The following is a 17,794-nucleotide window of genomic DNA, read 5'->3' as shown; positions in this document are numbered from 1 at the left end:
AACCCCTACTTGCTGGCGTTGCTTGCGATCGGTTGGGCCGAAACGGTGGGATCCTTGGCCGGCTTGAGATCGAGATCCGCCACCGCCGTCGCCGCCAGCAGGAACGCGCCCACGCCATAGAACTGCGTGTCCTCGTAGCTGACGCTTTCGGGACGATCGGAGACGGGTTGGACGTAGCCGAACTTGCCGTCGGGATGGACCGCGCGCGTCAGGGCCACCCAGCCCTTGCGCACGCTGGGCTCGAAGGTCGCGCGATCCAGCAGGCCCGTCTTGACGCCCCAGGCCAGACCGTAAGTGAAGAACGCCGTGCCGCTGGATTCCGGCGGCGACTTGGTCGGGTCCGAGAGCAGGGAGGGCGACCAGTAGCCGTCGGGCTTCTGGATGGCCGCCAGCTTGCCGGCCATGTCCTTGAAGATCGCCTCCATCTTCAGGCGGTCGGGATCACCGGCCGGCAGCAGCGGAATCATCCGGGCCAGTCCCGCGAACACCCAGCCGTCGCCCCGACTCCAGAACACCTTCTCGCCGCTGGGGCCGCGCCGCGTGAAGAAGCGGGAGTCCCGGTAATAGAGGTGCTCGTCGCGGTCATAGAGATAGTCGGTGACGGCGGCGAACTCGGACTTGGCGTAGGCGGCGTAGCGCGGATCACCCGTGACCTTCGACAGCTCCAGCCAGGTGGTCGGCGCCATGAACAGCGCATCGCTCCAGCACCAGCGCTGATCGCAGTCGACGCCGCGCGGATCGGTATATTCTGCGTGGGCCAGTCCCACCTTGGGCGGATAGGTCAGGATCAGGTCGAACCGCTGCTTCAGGGGCGCGATCGCTTCGGGGCCGACGCCGTTCTGGACCGCCCAGAGATAGGCCTGGCCGATCACGTGGTCGTCGGCGTGATAGGTGCGCTTGCCCAACTCCCACTGGTTGGCCAGCCCTCGGGCGACGATGGCTTGCCGGTAGGCCGGATTGGGCGACCGGTCGGCCAGGTCGGTCAGGCCGACGAACAGCGCGCCCTGCACCCAGCCCTTCTGGTCGGCGGTGTCGCGCGAGGTGTTGGGCGGAACATATCCGGCCGCCATGGTCGCCAGCTGATAGTCGGCGACCGTCTCGGCCAGGCGCATCACGTCGGCGCGCGAATAGGGAATGGCGCGGCTCGGCGCCGCGGTGGCCGAGGCCGGGGCGGCCGCCGCCGGCAACGGCGCAAAGGGTGCGATCAGCATTGCCGCGGCGAAGGCGGTGTAGGCCATGGGCTTCATGCTGGAACTCTCTCTTGCAAGGCGACGAAGTCTTGAGACGGGGGCGAAAGGAGCACGGACCTGTCCCCTACCGAAGCTGACAAATGTCGAGAACATCCATGTCGTGATAGTCGAGGTTCTCGCCGCCCATCGCCCAGATGAAGGCATAGTTCGAGGTCGCCGCGCCGCAGTGCACCGACCACGGCGGGCAGATCACCGCCTGCTCGTTCTCCACGACAAGGTGACGCGTCTCGTCGGGCGCGCCCATGAAGTGGAACACGCGATCCTCGCGGCCCAGCTGGAAGTAGAAATAGGCCTCGGACCGGCGATCATGCAGGTGGGGCGGCATGGTGTTCCAGACACTGCCCGGCTTGAGGATCGTCAGCCCCAGAAGAAGCTGGGCCGATGCGCAGACCCCCGGCACGACCAGTTGGTAGATGATCCGATGGTTCGAGGTCTCGGGCGCGCCGCGTTCCAGCGGGATCGCCGCGCGAGTCGACAAGGCGCGGGTTTCGAAGGCCGCATGGGCCGGCGTCGAGGCCAGGTAGAATCGTGCCGGCGCGGCGGGGTCATGGCTGGCGAAGCGGACGTCGGCCGCGCCTCGACCGATGTAGAGGGCGTCCAGGGGCTCGAGTTCGTAGGCCGCGCCGTCCACGGTGACCCGTCCAGCCCCCTCGCCGACATTGACGAGTCCCATTTCCCGCGACGCCAGGAACGGCGCTCCGGCCAGGGAGGGTGGTTCGGCTTGAACCGGCAGGACGATCTCTTGAAGCAGCGGCGCCGCGCCGCCGATCACCAGGCGCTCCTGATGCAGATAGTTGAGGGTCACCGCCTCGGGCGCGAACAGACGGTCGATGAGATAGCGGTCGCGCAGGTCCTGGCCGCTGGCGGCGTCCATCATGTCGGGATGCGTGGCGTGGAAAACCTTGGCGAACGGTCCGGACGCTTCCGCGCCAGCCTCACGCGCGGCCCGCTTGGCCGCCCAGCGGCTTCCCTGCCCTGCACCACAGGTGCGCACCGTCATGCCGCTAACCACACGCCCCTCCCGAGGCGCGCATTGTCGACCGACGCCTTGTATTGATAGTACAAATGCGAAATTGAAACGCAAGACCATAAATCGGAATGGGCAGCGCTCCGCCTGCATAGGCGACGGTTATATTTGTGGAAATGCACCGTCAGCGTTGCTTTCACGCGTACCAATTCTCGACAGTCGTACGAATGATCCGAAACGGTCACAGCCGGCGACGTCTCCAGACCCGCGCCTGAATGGCGACACGGGTCGCCCTGGCGACGCTGACGGGCGCGCCGTCGCCAGCGTCGCTCACGCCGGCGCCCCGCCCTTCACCTCGCAGCGATAACGACGTTCGCCGCGGGATTGCTCTGACGCGCCTTTCGCGTTAAGTTTTCACGAAATGGGATTATGTCCCATTTTATGAGAGGAAATGCTTAGCGCTGACCGGCCGGGAAAAGGCAGGCGGCGTTGCTTCACAAGAACAAGAGGGCGCGAGCCCTGTGAGGGAGGAAGTCATGATCACCCGACGCATCCGCGCGGCTCGTCTCGTCTCAGGCTGTTCGCTGGCGGTTCTCGCCTCGGCCGCCTTGCTGGCGCCGGCCCACGCCCAGGACGCCGCGCAAGCGACGGCCCCGCCCAACGCCGACACGGTCGAGGAGGTGGTGGTCACTGGCTTCCGCGCCAGCCTGGCCAGCGCCCTGAACATCAAGCGCCAGACCTCCGGCATCGTCGACGTCATCAAGGCCGAGGACATCGCCAAGTTCCCCGACGCCAACCTCGCGGAGTCGCTGCAGCGCATCCCTGGCGTCTCCCTGACTCGCGGCGACGGCGGCGAGGGCAAGCAGATCACCGTGCGCGGCCTGAACGCCGGCTTCACCCGGGTGCGGATCAACGGCATCGAGGGCGTCACCGCCACGGGCTCGTCCGACATCAACGGCAGCACCAACCGCGGCCGCGGCTTCGACTTCAGCGTCTTCGCCTCGGAACTGTTCAACTCGGTCGAGGTGCGCAAGACCTCGTCAGCCAATGTCGAGGAAGGCTCGCTGGGCGCGACGGTCGATCTGCGCAGCGGCCGGCCGTTCGACTATCGCGGCCAGACCATCGCCCTGGGCGCCCAGGCGTTCCACAACAGCCTGTCGCGCGACACCCAGCCCCGCTTCACCGGCCTCTATTCCAACACCTGGGGCAACTTCGGCGCCCTGGTCTCGGTGGCCTATTCCAAGCGCACCGCCGTCGAGGAAGGCTACGAGGCCGTCGAGCTGCTGCCGGCCAGCGCCGACGGCGGCTTCTGCTCGCCGCTGGGCTACACGCCGCAGAACCCGGCCACCACGCCCGCCAAGGGCACCGACGCCGCCAACTGCGCGTTCGGCCTGCCCCGCACCTCGGTGCTGTCGGCCTATAACAGCGTGTTCTCACGCACCGACAACTTCGGCGGCACGGTCGCGGTCCCCGCCGCCGGCTCCGGCGCCTTCGCGCCCCGCATTCCGCGCTACCGTCGCTCGAGCACCGAATACGAGCGCACGGGCGTCACCGGCGCCCTGCAATGGAAGCCGTCCAGCGCCACCGAGCTGAACTTCGACATGCTGCTCGGCACGTTCGAGAACCTGCGCCACGACAACTATATCGAGGCCATCTCGTTCGGCCGCTCGATCGCCCAGGCCAACGGCAAAGCCCACAGCTCGATCCTCGACGCCCACTTCGCCCCTGACGGGTCGTGGGACTATGGCCTGTTCAACGGCGTCGACATCCGCAGCGAGGGCCTGCGCGACCGCTACACCACCTATTTCGGCGAGTATGTGCTGTCGGGGCGCCACGACTTCGGCGAGCGGTTCAGCATCGACGGCCTGATCGGCTCGTCGCGGTCGGATCTGAAGAACCCCGAGCGGACGACCGTCCAGTTCGATGCGCCGAACGTCAACGGCTACTCGTTCGACTTCCGCGGCAACAACAACGTCCCGACCCTGAACCACGTCATCGACATCACCAATCCCAACAGCTTCAAGTTCGCGCCGCTGGGCGCGGACGGCACGGTGAACGGCCAGTTCGTCGGCCGCTATCTCGACACCAAGAACAAGCTGGAAACCGCCGAGGTGAACGCCAAGTGGAAGGCGGCGGACTTCGTCTCGATCCGCGCCGGCCTGTCGCAGCGCAAGAACACCTGGAGCAACTACGAGGTCGGGTTCGGCTCCAACGGCGCCAACCCGCCGTTGCCGGCCGGCACGACCCTGGCCGACGTCTCGCGCCAGATCAGCGGCTTCGGCAAGGGTCTGGGCGGGACGGGCGTGCCGTCGTCCTGGGCGGCGGTCGATCTCGACAAGTTCATCGGCAAGCTGAACATCGAGTGCAACTGCGCCGCCGTGCCCGGCTCGCAGTACGACACCCTCAACCAGGTGATCCGCGGCGTGAAGGAGGAGATCTTCGCCGGCTACGCCATGGCCGACTTCAACTTCGATCTCTGGTCGGTGCCGATCAAGGGCGACGTCGGCGTGCGCCGGGTCAAGACCGAGGTCGCCTCGACCGGCGTGGTCAGCGCCGGCGCGACCCGCAACGTCGTGACCATCGACAACGAATATTCCGACACCCTGCCCTCGATGAACGTCAGCGCCGAGGTCCGGCCGGACTTCCTGCTGCGCCTGTCGGCCGGCAAGACCCTGTCGCGCCCTGAATATACTGACCTGGCCCCGACCACGACGATCAACACCCAGACCCAGAACGTCAGCATCGGCAATCCCGACCTGCAGCCGATCCGGGCCAAGACCGTCGACCTGCAGGCCGAATGGTACTTCGCCAAGGACTCGCTGATCTCGGTTGGCTACTTCCACAAGGACATCGACACCTTCATTCAGGGCGTCAGCGAACTGGCGGTGTTCAACACCCTGGGCCTGGACCCGTCGGTCCTGGTTAGCGGCGGCTGCAGCCTGACCGCCGCCCCGCAGTGCCCGACCCTGCCGACCACCACGGTGACCGTGAACCGCAAGGTCAACACGCCCGGCGGTCCGCTCGACGGCTACGAGGTCAACTTCCAGAGCCCGTTCAGCTTCCTGCCCGGCTTCTGGAGCCGGTTCGGGGTGCTGGCCAACTACACGCACGTGAAGTCGGAGATCACCTACATCACCCGGGTGGACAACCCGAACACGGCGGCCAACGAGCTGCTGACCCAGACGGCCAACTTCACCGGCCTGTCGCCCGACGCCTACAACCTGACCCTCTACTATGAAGACGAGAAGGTCAGCGCCCGGGTCTCGGCGGCCCACCGTTCGGACTATCTGCTCAACGTGCTGGGCGACGTGAACGGCCACGACGTGACCGTCGTCGACGGCTCGACCAACATCGACTTCAGCGCGTCCTACAACATCAGCAAGCAGCTGCGTCTGTCGGTCGAGGGCCAGAACCTGACCGACGAGCCGCTGCGCTACGGCCGCGACTCCGGTCGCGACGACACCCTGCTCTACGTCCACTCCGGCCGCTCGTTCGTGGTCGGACTGAACTACCGCTTCTAGTGACTCGGACGGCTCCGCCTCGCGCGGGGCCGTCCCCTTATCTGTCTGGAGTACCGCATGATGGCCAGGACGGTGATGCTGGGGTTGGCCCTGGCGGCGATCGGCGCGACAGGCGCCCTGGCCCAGGCCGCGCCTCCGCCGGGCGCCACGGCTCAAGCGGCGAAGCCCGCCACGCTAGCCCTGCCCGACATGCCGCTGCACGATCCCTGGATCGTCGTTGACGCCAAGGCGGGTCTCTATCGGCTCTACACGTCCAATATCGAGGCCGTCAGCGGGACACCCGGCCTGGGCACGATGATGTACACCAGCCGCGACCTGAAGGCCTGGAGCCACGCCAAGGCGGTGTTCGTCGCGCCGACCGACGCCTGGTTCAAGGGCGGCGCCTGGGCGCCGGAGGTCCACCCATGGCGCGGCCGATGGTGGCTGTTCACCACCTTCCACGACGAGGCCGCCAGCCTGCCGCCGATCGACAAGCGCACGCCCTATCGCCGGGGCACGGTGGTGGCTGTGGCCGAACGCCCTGAAGGCCCGTTCGAGCTGCTCCGCGACGGCGAGCCCGCCGCGCCGAAGGATCTGATGACACTGGACGGCACCCTCTATGTCGATCCGGCCGGCAAGCCTTGGTTCGTCTACGCCCACGAGTGGCTGCAGGCCACCGACGGCACGATCGAGGCCATTCCGGTCACCGACGACCTGGACGCCAAGGGCCCCGCGACCGTTCTGTTCAAGGCCAGCGACGCGCCCTGGGCCAAGGGCCAGAAACAGGCGGCCGGCGACACGGTGTTCGTCACCGACGGCCCCGAGCTGTTCCGCACCAGGACCGGCGTCCTGCTGATGCTGTGGTCCAGCTACGACGCCAAGGGCTATGTCCAGTCCCAGGCCCGCTCGAAGAGCGGGACCCTGGCCGGGCCGTGGGAGCAGTTGGAGCCGCTGATCCGCTACGACAGCGGCCACGGCATGCTGTTCAAGCGCTTCGACGGCCAGTTGATGATGGTGCTCCACCGCCCGTTCAAGAACGCCCGCGGCAAGCTCTATGAGATGCGCGACGCCGGGGATCACCTGGAGATCGTCCGGCAGCGGATCGACCTGGACGGCGATCCGGTCGAGCGCGTGGGCGGGCCGTAGCCCCCCTTGTCGTCCCGGACAAGGGCGGAGCGCGCCGATCCGGGACCGACATGGAACGCGGCGCTCAGGCGTCGGTCCCGGGTCTGCGCTTCGCTACGCCCGGGATGACAAGACTTTTGAGATTTGAACGACAGGAGTCCCCGTGCTCAAGACCCGCCATTTCCTCCTCGCCGCCACCGCCCTGACCCTGCTGACGACCGCCGCCCACGCCGCCGACCGCACCACGACGCCTCTCGCCGACGGCTGGCGCTTCGTCCAGGGCGACCCTGAAGGCGCGGAGACCGCCGCCCTCGACGACTCCCGCTGGGCCGCTGTTTCGGTCCCGCACGACTGGGCCATCGCCGGGCCGTTCGACCTCAAGGCGCGGGCCGGTGGAGCCGGTGGCTTCCTGCCCACCGGCGTGGCCTGGTACCGCAAGACCCTCGACGTCAAACCCGCGCCCGGCCGTCGGGTGTTCGTCGAGCTGGACGGGGTGATGGAGCGCAGCGGCGTCTGGATCAACGGCCATCACCTGGGCCATCGGCCCAGCGGCTATGTCGGCCTGCGCTACGACATCACCGACTTCCTGCGCGCCGACGGACTCAACGTGCTGGCCGTGCGCGCCGACACCTCGTTCGCGCCGTCGTCGCGCTGGTACGCCGGCTCGGGGATCTATCGGAACGTTCGGCTGATCGAGACCGGCGACCTGCACGTCGAGCAAGGCGGCGCCTTCGTCAGCACGCCGACGATCGCCAAGGACCGGGCCGTCGCCAAGGTCGAGATCGAGATCACCAACAGCGGCAAGGCCGACGCCAACGCCGGGCTTGAGATCGTCGTCACCGATCCGGACGGCAAGGTGATGGCCAAGCGCAGCGTCGCGCCGGTCGCGATCGGCGTCGCCCGCACCGAGACGTTGAGCGCGCAGGTCGACCTGCCCACGCCTCGCCTGTGGAATCTGGCCAACCCAAACCTCTACAAGGCCGCGATCCAAGTGGTCGGAGGCGACGGACAAGTGCTCGACCGCGAGGTCGTGCCGTTCGGCGTTCGGGATGCGAAATTCGAGGCCGACACCGGCTTCTGGCTGAACGGCAAGAACATCAAGCTGAAGGGCGTGGCCCTGCACGCCGACGGCGGCGCGCTGGGCGCGGCCGTGCCCGACGCCGTCTGGCGCCAGCGCTTCACGGCGCTGAAGGCCCTGGGCGTCAACGCCATCCGCACCGCCCACAACCCGCCCTCGCCCGCGTTTCTCGACCTGGCCGACCAGATGGGCTTCGTGGTCATGGACGAGCTGTTCGACCAGTGGAACGTCGCCAAGAACCCCGGCGACTACCACCTGTTCTTCGGCGACTGGCACAAGCGCGACGCCCGCGACATGCTGCGCCGCGATCGCAACCACCCCAGCGTCGTGATCTGGAGCGCCGGCAACGAGATCCACGACACCGCCTATCCGGTCCAGGCCAAGGCGGCGCTGAAGAGCCTGCTGGACGTGATGCACGCCGCCGATCCGACCCGGCCGGTGACCATGGGCCTGTTCCGCCCCAACGTGACCGGCGACTACAGCAACGGCCTGGCCGACATGCTGGACGTGGTCGGCCAGAACTACCGCGAGAACGAACTGACCGCCGCCCACGAGGCGAAACCGGCCCGCAAGATCGTCGGAACCGAGAACAGCCACACGCGCGGCTCGTGGATCGCGGTGCGCGACTACGCCCCCTATGCCGGCATGTTCCTGTGGACCGGGATCGACTACCTGGGCGAGTCCGACCGCAGCGGCTGGCCCAATATCGACAACCCCGCCGGCCTGCTCGACCGCACCGGGGCGCTGAAGGTCTCGGGCATGCAGCGGGCCGGCTGGTGGGCCGAGACGCCCGTGATCCACGTGGTGCGCAACGCCGCCCCGGCCGCGCCGCCGCCGTCCAACGACGGCGCGGGTCCCGCCCCCGCCCTGCCGACCATGATCGCCGTCGCCACGCCTCGGGCCAAGATCGATATCGCCGACGACTGGACGCCGGCCGACCTGTCGCCGCATCCCGAGACCATCGAGGTCTACAGCAACTGCCCTTCGGTGGAGGTGACGCTGAACGGCAAGGCCCTGGGCGCCAAGCCCCTGCCCGCCGACGGCTCGCCCCGGCAGTGGAGCGTGACCTTCGCGCCGGGCGAGGTGGCGGCGTCCTGCGGCGCCTCGGGGCCGCGCGACGTGCTGCGCACCGCCGGCCGGCCCGCTCGCGTGGTGCTGGCGAGCGACGACAAGGCCGTGGGCTCGACCTTCGACGACCTGGCCCTGGTCCGCGCCCAGGTGGTGGACGCCAACGGGGTGGTCGTACCGTCCTCGAACGCGGCCATCACCTTCTCGGTCGGCGGTTCCGGCCGTCTGGTCGCCGCCGACAACGCCGCCCCGACCGACCACACGCCGTTCGCCTCGCCCACCCGCCAGGCCTGGCGCGGCAAGGCCACGGCCTTCGTGCGAGGGTCGGGCTCCAGCGGCGCCGTGACGGTCCAGGCCAGCGCGCCGGGCCTGAAGGGCGCCACGCTCACCCTCCCAGTCGGCCCGTCGCGGCCTTGAAAGGCGTTTCCATGTTCGACGATTTCCACGGCAAGGGCGTGCTGGTCACCGGCGCCAGCACCGGCATCGGCGCGGCCACGGCCCAGGCTTTCGCCCGCAAGGGCGCGCGGGTGGCGGTGCACTACAATTCCAGCGCCGAGGCGGCCCACGCCGTCGTTGACGCGATCCTGGCGGAAGGCGGGTTCGCGGTCGCCATCCAGGCCGACCTGGGCGATCCGGCCCAGGCCGCGCCGATGGTCGAGGCCGCCGCCCAGGCCCTGGGCCGGCTGGACATCCTGGTCAACAACGCCGGCTCCCTGACCGGCCGACACCTGTTCATGGACTGGACCGAGGACACCTTCGACGCGGTGATGAACCTCAATGTCCGCTCGCTGATCGCCGCCTCCCAGGCCGCCGTGCCGCACCTCGAAGCCCAGGGCGGTGGGTCGATCGTCAACCTCGGCTCGATCGCCGCGAACGACGGCGGCGGACCGGGCTCCGGCCACTACGCCTCGGCCAAGGCCTATGTGCACAACCTGACCCGCCACATGGCCCGGGATCTGGCCAAGCGGAACATCCGGGTCAACGCCGTCGCGCCCGGGGTGATCGCCACGCCCTTCCACGCCCAGACCCCGGCCGACCGCATGGAAGCGATGAAGAACGCCGTGCATCTGGGCCGGATCGGCGAGCCGCAGGACGTGGTCGGGCCGATCCTATTCCTGGCCTCGCCCAGCGTCAGCGGCTACGTCACGGGCCAGATCCTGCACGTCAACGGCGGGCAGTTGATGCCTTGAGTTTCACTTTACGGGACTACGTCTCGAAATGTGAAATCCGTTGCCTTGGCGTCGCGTGGCCGATATTTCTGAGATCAACGCCGCGACACAGATCGCCCAGAGACCGACAGAGGGAGGCCGCGCCTTGATGATGCACAGACGCGCCGTCCTGGCCGCCCTCGCTGTCGCGCCAACCGCCGGCTGGGCGGCGGAGCCCGTGAAACCGATGCCGACCTGGGCCTTCGATTTCGGCGACGACAAGATCGCGCCCGGACACGTCCGTGTCGCCCGTGACGCCGCCTACGATCCTGCGGTCGGCCATGGCTTCGAGCCCTCMCCCGGCCCCATGTCCCTTGGCGRCCCGTTCCTGTTCTCGATCGCCGTGCCCGAGGGCGACTATCGAGTGACGTTGGAGCTGGGCGGCAAGGCCGCGTCGGACACCACCGTCAAGGCCGAGTCCCGGCGGCTGATGGCCGAGCGGATCGTCACGAAGGCCAGCAAGACCGCGACCGTCACGTTCGTCGTCAATGTCCGCACCGCCGCCCTGACCGCGCCGCCGCTCAACGCTCCCGGCGGCGTGCGGGTGCTGCTCAATCCGCGCGAGGAAGGCTCGTATAACTGGGACGATAAGCTGACCCTGGAGTTCTGCGGACCGGCTCCGGCCGTGCGCCGCATTCGGGTCGAGCCCGTGACCGTGCCGGTGGTCTACCTGGCCGGCGACTCCACGGTGACGGATCAGCGCTTCGAGCCCGGCGCCAGCTGGGGCCAGATGCTGCCCCGGTTCTTCAAGCCCGACGTCTCGGTGGCCAACCACGCGGAGTCCGGCGAGACGCTGAAGTCGTTCCTGTTCGAGCACCGGCTGGACAAGCTGCTCAGCCGGATCAAACCGGGCGACTGGCTGCTAATCCAGTTCGGGCACAACGACCAGAAGGCCAATTGGCCTCAGACCTATGCCGAGGCCGCCACCACCTACCGCGACTACCTGAAGGCCTATATCGGCGAGGCGCGGCGGCGCGGGGCCAAGCCGGTGCTGGTGACCTCAATGCACCGCCGCAAGTTCGACGCGGCCGGCAAGATCGTGAACACCCACGGCGACTATCCCGAGGCCGTGCGCGCCGTCGGTCGCGAAACCGGCGTCCCGGTGATCGACCTGCTGACGATGAGCGCGGCCTTCTACGAGGCCCTGGGTCCCGCCGACGCCCCGAAGGCCTTCGGCGACGGCGGCAGGGACGCCACCCATCACAATAACTACGGCGCCTATGTGCTGGCCGAGTGCGTGGTCGCGGGGATCCGCGCCCAGGTCCCGGACCTGGCCGCCCATCTGGCCGACGGCCTGTCGCCGTTCGACCCGGCCAAGCCGCCCTCGCCCGACACCTTCGTCCTGGCGCCCAGCGCCGCCCGCMGCGCGGAGATTCCCCGTGGCAACTGATCGTCGCTCGCTCCTGGGCCTGGGCGCCCTGGCCCTCGCCGCGCCGGCCCTGGCCCGCGCCCAAGCCGCGACCGCCTCGACCATCGAGGTCATGGACCTGTGGCCCGGCAAGCCGCCCGGCGGCGAGAAGGTCACGGTCACCGAGCAGGTGATCCTGCGCAAGCCCGGCGGCGATCCCAACGACACCGCCTTCCTGAACATCACCAAGCCCTGGCTGATGATGCGCCGGCCGGCCAAGCCGAACGGCGCGGCCATCCTGATGATCCCCGGCGGCGGCTATATCCGCGTGGCGGTCAGCAAGGCCGGCGGCTCGATCGACGCCTGGATCGCCGACCAGGGCGTCACCGCCTTCGTCATGGACTACCGCCTGCCGGCCGACGGCTGGGCGGCGGGTCCGGATGTGTCTTTGCAGGACGCCCAGCGCGCCATCCGCCTGATCCGCGCCAATGCGGGCAAGTGGGGTCTGGACCCCGAACGGATCGCGGTGACCGGCTTCTCGGCCGGCGGCCACGTCGCCGCGCGGCTGGCCACCCGCTTCGCAACAGAGTCGTACGCCCCGATCGACGCCGCCGACCGCCTGTCGACCCGCCCCAACGCGGCCGGCCTGTTCTACCCGGTCGTCACCATGACCGCGCCACATGCCCACGGCAGCTCGCTGAAGTCGCTGCTGAGCTCCAACCCCACCGACGCCCAGCGCCTGGCGGTGTCGGCCGAGCACGACATCCCCGCCGACGCCCCGCCCACCTTCATCGCCGCCGCCGCCGACGACAAGGTGGTGCCGATGGAGAACAGCCTGATGATGTTCCAGGCCCTGCGCGCCCAGAAGATCGCCAGCGAGCTGCACGTCTTCGAGTCCGGCGGCCACGGCTTCGGGCTGAACGGCCCCGGCGGCGTCGCCATGCCCTGGCCCGCCTTGCTGAGCGCCTTCTTCAAGCGGCACGGCCTCTACGCATGACCCTGCCGCCGCTCGACGTCCGGGATTTCGGGGCGCTGGGCGACGGCGTGACCCTGGACACCGACGCGATCAACGCGGCGATCGCCGTGGCCCATGCGGTCGGCGGCGGCGAGGTGGTGCTGCCGGCCGGGCGCTGGCTGTCGTTCTCGATCCGCCTGCTGAGCGGCGTCACGCTGCGGCTGGACGAAGACTGCGTGCTGGAGGCCGCCGACCCGGCCCGTCATGCAGGGGCCTACGATCCCGCCGAGCCCAACCCGTTCGACCTCTACCAGGACTTCGGCCACAGCCACTGGCGCAACAGCCTGATCTGGGCTGACGACGTCGAGGACGTCGCCATCGTCGGTCCGGGCCTGATCGACGGCGTCGGCATGACTCGCGAAGGCCCTGGCTCGCGCTGGACCCGCCAGGCCGGCGAGTTTCCGGTCAGCATGGCGGGCCTTTCCCCCGAGGAGATGGCGATCCTCGTGCCGGACCTCGAGGCCATGGCCGGCCAGGGCAACAAGGCCATCGCCCTGAAGAACGCCCGCCGCGCCCGCCTCGAAGGCTTCACGATCTGGCGCGGCGGTCACTTCGCGGTGCTGGCCACCGGCTGCGACGACCTCACGATCCGGTCCTTGCGCGTCGACACCAATCGCGACGGGCTGGACATCGATTGCTGCCGCGACGTGACCATCGCCGACTGCCGGGTCAACACGCCCAATGACGACGCCATCGTGCTGAAAAGCTCGCTGGCCCTGGGCGAGGTCCGCGCCACCGAACGCGTCGAGATCACCCGCTGCCACGTCAGCGGCTTCGACCTGGGGACCATGCTGGACGGGACCGAGGGCCGCACTCAGCAGCTGTCCCCCGACCAGGACCGCGTCACCGGCCGGATCAAGCTGGGCACSGAGTCSAACGGCGGCTTCCGGCACATCACGATCCGCGACTGCGTCTTCACCCGTTCGCGCGGCCTGGCGCTGGAGACCGTCGACGGCGGGGTGATCGAGGACGTCACGATCCGCGACATCGTCATGCGTGAGGTGACCACCGCCCCGCTGTTTCTGCGGCTGGGCGACCGGGGGCGCGGTCCCGAGGGAACGACGCGCGGCGCCATTCGACGGGTCAGCGTTCGTAACCTGACCGCCTTGGACATCCTGCCCGACTACGCCGCCACGATCGCGGGCCTGGAGGGCGATCCGATCGAGGATGTCGAGTTGAGCGACATCCGTCTGGTCTATGCCGGCGGCGGCGATGCGGCCTGGACCGACCGCCGGCCGGACGACATGACCCACGCCTATCCCGAGCCCAGCATGTTCGGTCCCACCCCCGCCCATGGCCTGTGGGCCCGGCACGTCTCGGGCCTGAAGCTGGACAATGTCCGCATCGAGACCCTGACGCCCGATCCCCGCCCGCCGATCCTGCTGCAGGCCGTGCACGGCGCGCGGTTCACGGGGCTGGATCTGGCCTGGATGCAGGGCGCGGAGCCGATCGTCGCCGAGGACGTGTCCGACCTGACCGCCGATCCTACCCGCCGCATCGAAGCAACGACGGACGGAGACGAGCGATGAGACGCCGCGCGATCCTCGGCGGGCTGGCCTGTCTGGCGGCCACGCCCGCCTTCGCGGCTTCACCCCGCCCCCCTCGGCACGGCCGCCGCCTGCACGCCGACGACTTCCGCCATGGCCTGGACCAGTGGGCGCTAGAAGCCGAGAAGCCCGCCAAGGTCGACGTCCAGGACGGCGTGCTCGACATCGACGCCCCCGCCGGCCTGACCCTGTGGTTCCGGCCCGAGCTGATCGGCCCGGTGATGATCCAGTACGAAGCCCAGGCGGTCTCGGCGGGCGGTCCCCACGATCGGGTCAGCGACCTGAACGCCTTCTGGATGGCCCGTGACGCCGGCGGAGGCAGCCCACTGGCTACGCCACGAACAGGCGCCTTCGCCGACTACGACACGCTGAAGACGTACTATGTGGGCCAGGGCGGCAACGCCAACACCTCGACCCGTTTCCGCCGCTATGTCGGCCGTCCGGGCGACCGGCCGCTGCTGCCCCGGCACGACCACGCGGCGGCCGACGAGATGCTGGTTCCCAACCGGTGGCAGACGGTTCGGCTCGTGGCCGACGGCGGGCTGATCCAGTACTGGARCGACGACCGCAAGCTGTTCGAGCTGAACGACGCCGAGCCCTACACCCGCGGCTGGTTCGGCCTGCGCACGACGCTGAGCCACCTGCGCGTGCGGCGGTTCCGGGTGTTCCAGCTGCCGCGCTAGGCCTGCCGACCATGGTGAAGACAAAAAGGGCCGCGCCATACCGGCGCGGCCCTGAAGTCGTTCCTAGATCGTGAGGGTCGCGGAGCGTGGCGGGCGTCCCGGCTCGACACCGGGACGCCGCACCTGGCTAGGTCCTAGAACTTCGCCGTCATGCCGACGAAGAAGCGGCGGCCGAAGTAGCCCAGTTCCGTCAGGCGGATGTCGCCGGCGGTCGAGCGTTCTTCTTCCTTGGTCAGGTTCTTGCCTTCGACGAAGAACGACAGGCCCTGGATGTTGAACAGGTTCGGCTTCCACGTGACCTTGCCGTCCAGATAGCCGGTCGAGTCGCGGTACACGGGCTGGCCCGAGGTGTCGGCGGCCGAGACCAGGTACTTGGAGCGGAAGTTGTAGGCCAGGCGGGCGTTGAACGGCCCCTTGTCATACCACAGGGTCGCGTTGGCGCTGTCGGGCGACAGGCCCGGGAACGGCAGCGGCGAACCGTCGAGGATCGAGTACAGCTCGACGTCCTTGGCCTTCTGGTAGGTGTAGTTGGCGTCGACACCGAAGCCCGACAGGAAGCCCGGCAGGAAGGTGAACGCGGTCTTGGCCGTGATTTCCACGCCCGAGATCTTGGCGCCGTCGCCGTTGATGTAGGTGTTGACGTTGTACAGGGAGCCGTCGCCGTACACGTCGCGCTTGCCGATCAGCGTGCGGGACGAGACGTAGAACTGCTTGATGTCCTTGTAGAACAGACCCACCGAAATCTGGGTGTCCTGGTTGGGATAGTATTCGAAGCTCAGGTCGTACTGGTTGGCGCGATAGGGCTTCAGGTCCGGGTTGCCGGCCGTGCAGCTCGGTTCGTCGAAGTCGCCATTGGCGTCCGGCGAGCGGTCGTCCGTGCAGTTCAGCACCGGCTTCAGGAAGTCGAGGCGCGGGCGGGCCATCAGTTGGGCGAAGCCGAAGCGAGTCGACAGCTTGTTCGGGACGAACCAGAGGCCGACGTTGAAGCTGGGCAGCCACACCGTGTAGTCCCGCTCGGACTTGGCGGAGCTGTTGCTCAGCACGTAGGTGGTCGAGGTGCCGCCGTTGGTCGCCGCATAGGTCGAGCTGCGCGTCGACACGTCCGCCGCGGTCACCTTGGTCTGAACTCGACGCCAACCGAAGTTGCCGTCGATGTCGTAGGGTCCAACCGGGAAGTTATAGTTGAACTTGATGTACTGCGCGTTGGTCTCTTCGCGAATGTTGTACGGGATCTGAGTGTAGGTATTTCCATCGTTGCCGACGGTGCTCTTCATGTTGTTCAGATTGAAGTGCGTGGTGTCGAGGTTCTGCGAGATCTTGTCGAAGTCGGGATAGTTCCACATCGACGGGGTCGTGCCGCCGCCGAAGTAGAATTCGCTGGGCAGCGGCGACATGCTGCTGGCGAACACCGAGTTGGCGAACGCCCGCGACCAGACCTCGCTGGAACCCCAATAGCCCGTGGTGTTGGCCGCCCCGAGCACCGGATTGGTCTGATCGGGAGCCCCGGCGACGTTCGAGATCGTCGCCGTCGAGTTGACCGCGTTGGAGTAGATCACCGTGTCGTCGAGGGTCGAATACGGGTTGGCCCCGCCGTTCAGGATGAAGCCGCCATAGCCGTAGCCCGACGTCTTGTAGTCCGTGGTGCGCCCGCCGAACTCCACCTTGGTGATGAACGGCAGGTGGGTGTCGTAGTCGAAGTCGAGCTTGAACTGCTTTTCGTCCTGGTACGCGAGCGACGGGCGGTACTGGATCTGGAACTGGCGGATCGCCGCGGCGTCGCTGGGGCTGTAGCCCGGAGCGAATTTGAACGACGGATTGCCGGTGCCCGGATCCAGGGTCACAGCCAGGCCGGGGGTGTCGAAGGTGACGCTGACGTTGTTGGTCTCGGTCGTGTTGTCGGTCTTGGCGGTCGAACCCAGGAACTCGACCTGCAGACGGTCGCCCTTGTAGCGGCCGCCGAAGCTGACGTAGTCGCTGGTGGTCTTGAGGGAGAAGTCGCGGGCGCTGATGCCGAAGCCGCTCTGGCCGCCGGCGCTGGCCGTGTTCAGGCAGTTGCCCAGCGTATAGGCGGTGACGTTGTGGTTGGCGTCGACCTTGACGGAGCTGCCCGTGGTGTCGGTGGCCGAGCAGGTGGTGGCGGTGGCCGTGTTGCGCAGGCGGATCGCCGAGGTGAAGTCAGTGCCGTAGTTGATGTCGTTGAGCGTCTGGCTGCGCTCGTTACGATTGTAGCTGATCCAGGCGTCGAGCTTGTCGGTGAAGCGATACTGCGCGGTGAATTCAGCGGTGACGCGCTCGTCGCCCCGATACCAGACGCCGTAGCGGGCCGTGCGCGGCGCGTAGTCGTACCATTGCGACTGACAGGCGGTGCGCAGGTTGGCGGTCGAGATCTGGGTGCCGTCCGGCGTGGTCAGCGCGGTGCAGCCCGCCTGGGTCGTGACGCCGCGCGCCAGCGCGTTGATCTGCTGGTTGTAGGCGCTGTTGTAGTACGGGACGGTCTTGTCGGCGGAAGCGTCGAAATCGGCGAAGCGGCCCCACGACGAGTTGCGGACGAAGTCGCCACGCGTATCGACCTTGTCATAGGTGACGTTGGCCATCAGGCCCAGGCGGTCGTCGAAGAACTTGCCGGCCGCGATGATGTTGCCGCGCGGGGTCCAGTCGTCCATCGTGTCCAGCTTCTGGGCGGAAGCGGTCATCGAGATGGTGGGCTTGGCGAAGTCGAGCGGCTTGCGGGTGATCACCGAGACCGTCCCGCCGACGCCGCCTTCGGTCATGTCGGCGGTGAAGCCCTTGAACACGTCGATCGACTGGACCAGTTCGGCGGCCAGTTCGCGGAAGTCGTTGGAACGGCCGCCGCCGCCGTAGACAGACAGGTTGCCCGCCGTCGACAGGGTGCTCATGCCGTTGATTTCGACACGGTTCAGGTCGGGCTCGACGCCGCGGATCGAGACCGCGTTGCCTTCGCCGAAATCGCGGGCCAGCTGAACGCCGGTCACCCGGCCCAGCGC

General features: G+C 68.2%; 11 protein-coding genes. 8 read left to right on the top strand and 3 right to left on the bottom strand.

Annotated features, from left to right (window positions below; genetic code table 11):
* Positions 1 to 5: 5 nt before the first annotated feature.
* Entirely contained in the window at positions 6 to 1,247 is a 1,242-nt protein-coding gene (locus tag AC1DZ6_RS00645) for a glycoside hydrolase family 88/105 protein (protein WP_477095263.1), read from the bottom strand.
* 67 nt (positions 1,248 to 1,314) lie between these two features.
* A complete protein-coding gene (gene kduI, locus AC1DZ6_RS00640) occupies positions 1,315 to 2,262 on the bottom strand; it encodes a 5-dehydro-4-deoxy-D-glucuronate isomerase (RefSeq protein WP_477095262.1) in 948 nt (315 codons plus the stop codon).
* Between the two features lie 491 nt (positions 2,263 to 2,753).
* On the opposite strand from kduI, the gene AC1DZ6_RS00635 reads away from it, so the two are divergent.
* The 8 genes from AC1DZ6_RS00635 (at position 2,754) to AC1DZ6_RS00600 (ending at position 14,789) form a co-directional block, all read left to right on the top strand.
* A complete protein-coding gene (locus tag AC1DZ6_RS00635; RefSeq protein WP_477095261.1) occupies positions 2,754 to 5,738 on the top strand; it encodes a TonB-dependent receptor in 2,985 nt (994 codons plus the stop codon).
* A gap of 57 nt (positions 5,739 to 5,795) precedes the next feature.
* A complete protein-coding gene (locus AC1DZ6_RS00630) occupies positions 5,796 to 6,863 on the top strand; it encodes a glycoside hydrolase family 43 protein (RefSeq protein WP_477095260.1) in 1,068 nt (355 codons plus the stop codon).
* 142 nt (positions 6,864 to 7,005) lie between these two features.
* A complete protein-coding gene (locus tag AC1DZ6_RS00625; RefSeq protein WP_477095259.1) occupies positions 7,006 to 9,405 on the top strand; it encodes a glycoside hydrolase family 2 TIM barrel-domain containing protein in 2,400 nt (799 codons plus the stop codon).
* An 11-nt stretch (positions 9,406 to 9,416) separates the two neighbouring features.
* Positions 9,417 to 10,178, top strand: coding sequence for an SDR family NAD(P)-dependent oxidoreductase (locus tag AC1DZ6_RS00620; protein WP_477095258.1), 762 nt, complete (start codon positions 9,417 to 9,419; stop codon positions 10,176 to 10,178).
* A 127-nt stretch (positions 10,179 to 10,305) separates the two neighbouring features.
* Positions 10,306 to 11,586, top strand: coding sequence for a rhamnogalacturonan acetylesterase (locus tag AC1DZ6_RS00615; protein ID WP_477095257.1), 1,281 nt, complete (start codon positions 10,306 to 10,308; stop codon positions 11,584 to 11,586).
* Positions 11,576 to 12,541, top strand: a complete 966-nt coding sequence (locus AC1DZ6_RS00610) for an alpha/beta hydrolase (protein ID WP_477095256.1) — start codon at positions 11,576 to 11,578, stop codon at positions 12,539 to 12,541. Before AC1DZ6_RS00615 ends, AC1DZ6_RS00610 begins: the two co-directional genes overlap by 11 nt.
* Positions 12,538 to 14,088 (top strand): rhamnogalacturonidase, encoded by a 1,551-nt coding sequence (locus tag AC1DZ6_RS00605; protein ID WP_477095255.1) that lies wholly within the window; start codon positions 12,538 to 12,540, stop codon positions 14,086 to 14,088. Before AC1DZ6_RS00610 ends, AC1DZ6_RS00605 begins: the two co-directional genes overlap by 4 nt.
* The gene (locus AC1DZ6_RS00600) at positions 14,085 to 14,789 is read left to right on the top strand and encodes a DUF6250 domain-containing protein (protein ID WP_477095254.1); all 705 of its coding nucleotides are present in this window, start codon (positions 14,085 to 14,087) and stop codon (positions 14,787 to 14,789) included. Before AC1DZ6_RS00605 ends, AC1DZ6_RS00600 begins: the two co-directional genes overlap by 4 nt.
* 134 nt (positions 14,790 to 14,923) lie before the next feature.
* Here the strand turns inward: AC1DZ6_RS00600 and AC1DZ6_RS00595 are convergent.
* Positions 14,924 to 17,794, bottom strand: a 2,871-nt coding sequence (locus AC1DZ6_RS00595; RefSeq protein WP_477095253.1) for a TonB-dependent receptor, incomplete at its 5' end; no start/stop codon positions are given.

This window comes from Caulobacter sp. P1_B12_2, assembly GCF_056406675.1.
Note: the sequence above shows the minus strand (reverse complement) of the source record. Positions and strands in the feature narration are given on the sequence as shown.

Excerpts from the sequence above, each read along its gene's own strand:
- AC1DZ6_RS00635 (WP_477095261.1), top strand. The coding sequence starts at position 2,754 with ATGATCACCCGACGCATCCGCGCGGCTCGTCTCGTCTCAGGCTGTTCG.
- AC1DZ6_RS00630 (WP_477095260.1), top strand. The coding sequence starts at position 5,796 with ATGATGGCCAGGACGGTGATGCTGGGGTTGGCCCTGGCGGCGATCGGC.
- AC1DZ6_RS00645 (WP_477095263.1), bottom strand. The coding sequence starts at position 1,247 with ATGAAGCCCATGGCCTACACCGCCTTCGCCGCGGCAATGCTGATCGCA.
- AC1DZ6_RS00620 (WP_477095258.1), top strand. The coding sequence starts at position 9,417 with ATGTTCGACGATTTCCACGGCAAGGGCGTGCTGGTCACCGGCGCCAGC.